The 2,637-nt window shown below is 51.6% G+C and carries 3 protein-coding genes; all 3 read right to left on the minus strand.

Features of this window, described 5'->3' with window-relative positions:
- Positions 1-270: 270 nt before the first annotated feature.
- From istB to istA, 3 genes are read right to left on the minus strand one after another with little or no spacing between them, the layout of a single operon-like run.
- Positions 271-1,005 (minus strand): IS21-like element helper ATPase IstB, encoded by a 735-nt coding sequence (gene istB, locus I2C21_RS17345; protein WP_195279887.1) that lies wholly within the window; start codon positions 1,003-1,005, stop codon positions 271-273.
- Complete coding sequence (locus tag I2C21_RS17350; RefSeq protein ID WP_502709466.1) at positions 998-1,582, minus strand: Mu transposase domain-containing protein; 585 nt, start codon at positions 1,580-1,582, stop codon at positions 998-1,000. Before I2C21_RS17350 ends, istB begins: the two co-directional genes overlap by 8 nt.
- Before the next feature lie 24 nt (positions 1,583-1,606).
- The gene (gene istA / locus I2C21_RS17355; protein ID WP_195279889.1) at positions 1,607-2,491 is read right to left on the minus strand and encodes an IS21 family transposase; all 885 of its coding nucleotides are present in this window, start codon (positions 2,489-2,491) and stop codon (positions 1,607-1,609) included.
- Positions 2,492-2,637 lie beyond the last annotated feature (146 nt).

The following is a 2,637-nucleotide window of genomic DNA, read 5'->3' on the forward strand; positions in this document are numbered from 1 at the left end:
TGTGTTTGTCAAACGAAAATGTGAGCAAAAGGGCCCCAAAAAAGTGAGCACCTTCAGCACCAGATTTCATGTCGTGAGCAATGTTTTTCCCAAGTACCAAATGCTCACCTTTTGAGTACCCGGAAAGATGAGGGCCTTTTGCAAGAGTGAGTGCCCTGGGGGCCTAATGCTCACATCGGTCCCCCGGAGGCCAAACGCTCGCATCGGTGCCAATAGGGGCCAAGTGCTCACATCGGTGCCCAAAGCCCTTTTGCACTAATTTTGAGTACCCTAAGTGTATGCCCTCTGGCGGTTCAGGGACTGGGTAAGCCGGTAGCTATCCCCAGAGAAAATCACAATATGGCTGTGGTGGATAAGCCGGTCAACGAGCGCCGCAGTCAGGCGGTTGTCCCCAAAGACAGTGTTCCACTGAGAGAACTCCAGGTTTGAAGTAATAATCAGGCTCTTGCGCTCGTAGCAATCGGAAATCACTTGGAACAGCAGTTCAGCGGCGTCCTTGTGCAGAGGGACGAAACCAATCTCGTCAATCACAACAAGCTCTACCTTTTTCAGCGTACCCAGGTAATTGTTCAAGGTTCCCTTGGTGTTCTTTTCCAGCAGTATGTTTGCCAACTCAGCCGCAGTAAAGAAACGGACACGCCGCCCCTCCTGGCAGGCTTTCAAAGCAATAGCCGTAGCCAGATGGGTCTTTCCCGTCCCAACGCTCCCCATAAAAATCAGGTTCTCTTTTGGGGCAAGGAACTGGAGGTCGGTCATGTATTCCTGTGGCAAGCCGCCAGGAAGTTCAATGGCGGAGTTCCACACAAAATCATCCAGTGTCTTCATCACCCGGAAACCAGCCGTCTTTACCATGCGGTTAATCCGGTTGGTTTCTCGTTCCTGCAATTCCAGTGTCAAGAGATCGGTCACATACTGCTCGGTATTTTCGTAGGGGACGCTCCGCCAGCCTTTCGCCATGCCGCCCAGCTTCACTTGCCGCATGAGCTGTTCAATCTGTTCAGCCATGAGCCTCACCTCCCATCAGGCCATCATAGGCTGAGAGGTTTGGATTGTAGTTCAGCAATGGGGCTCCGGAGAGTTTAAGCGGATCTGGGCGGTACTCCTTCTTGGCAATCATGTAATAACACTGCCGCAGGCTGTCCACATCGGCCCGGCCATTGGCGGCTGCCATTTCCAGAGCATCATCACAGAACTCAGAGTTTCCGTCAGCAACGATTTCGCTGAGAAGTTGCAGGGCGCTCTTCTGCTCTTTTCCCTTGGTGGAAGCAAGATAATCCTGCCACCGTTGCGGCATTTGGTGGAAGAAACGGGTATGCTCAATCGCTCCTGGCTTTTTGCAGAGGGTGGACACATACTGCGTCCAGTCGTAGACCTCATCATTGGTCTTGTAGCTTCTGGGAAAGCGTCCAACCGGTCTGTGGTCGTGGTAAAACTCTACATGGTCATAGAAGATTTTGGCCTGTACTTTTTCGCCGGCCAGCATGGGAGATAGCCCGTATTTATTCGTCTCAATCGTTGCAAAGCCTGTTTTACTCACGGTAAGCGTCGTGTAGCGGAACACAGAGAAGGGATACTGCGGCAGCTCTAAAAGTGCCGCCTTGTCCTCTTACCAAAGTTCCCGGATGGGAACCTTGTGCTTGTAGTGGAGCCGGTCAGCGTCCTTTTCGCACCACTCCAAGAGCTGTTCATTAAATTCCTCAAACGAGGTAATGACTGGGACCGGGACAAACGCATTGCGGCGGCTGTAACCAACCTTGTTCTCTACATTGCCTTTTTCGTTGCCGGAAGCCGGATTGCAAAAATCAGCTTGGAAACGGTAGTGGAGCATAAAGCGGGTAAAGCCGTCCGTAAGGACACGCTCACCATCTTTTAGTACCTGAGCAACCGCCGTGGTCATGTTGTCAAACCGCAGCCTGGGAGGGACGCCGCCAATGTGCTCAAAAATCCGCTTCATGCCTTCCAGCAGGCACTCTTGGTTTTGAGACGGGAACGCTTGCGTTACTCCGTTGTTAGAGCCGGGGAATGAGATCGTCAGCGCATAGAACGGAAAGCGTTCTCCGGTAGCGGCCCATTCGCCTTCCGCAAGGCCAAAGTCCACCTGTCCCCAGCCTTTGGGGTGCTCCAGAGGGAGATAACCGGCACTCAGAGTTTTCATGACATATTTTTTCTTGCGGACATACTTCTTCACGGTGGAATAGCAGCCAGTAAACCCATGCTCATCACACAGGCGGTGGTAAATCCGCATTACTGTATGGCGCTGTTTCCTGGGGGCCTTTCGGTCCTCCTCCAGCCATTTATCAATGATGGGGATGAAGTCTTGCAGCACCGGATAGCTCTGTGGCTCAATATCCGGCAGATTGTCCTCGCTCCAGTTTTCCTGGTAGGCGTACTTGCGGACAGTCTCAAAGCTGTGGCCGGTTATGCGGCATATTTCCCGCAAACTTGCCTCTTCATTTTCGTAGAGGTCTTTGATATACTTGATTTGAGCCATTCGTAACACCTTTCTGCTACCCCCTTATGGTTATCCCACCTAAAGGGTAGCGTTTATTTCAGGTGCTGACAATGGCTCTTTTTATTTGCCATTGGGGTGCTCACTTTTTGAGTACCATTTGCTACATTTTCATTTTACCGAAAACA

The sequence above is a fragment of the Clostridium sp. J1101437_171009_A5 genome (genome assembly GCF_015547905.1).
Taxonomy (GTDB): Bacteria; Bacillota; Clostridia; order Oscillospirales; family Oscillospiraceae; genus Pseudoflavonifractor_A; species Pseudoflavonifractor_A gallinarum.

Coding starts and splice junctions, on each gene's coding strand:
- istB (WP_195279887.1), bottom strand. CDS start 1,005: ATGGCTGAACAGATTGAACAGCTCATGCGGCAAGTGAAGCTGGGCGGC.
- istA (WP_195279889.1), bottom strand. CDS start 2,491: ATGGCTCAAATCAAGTATATCAAAGACCTCTACGAAAATGAAGAGGCA.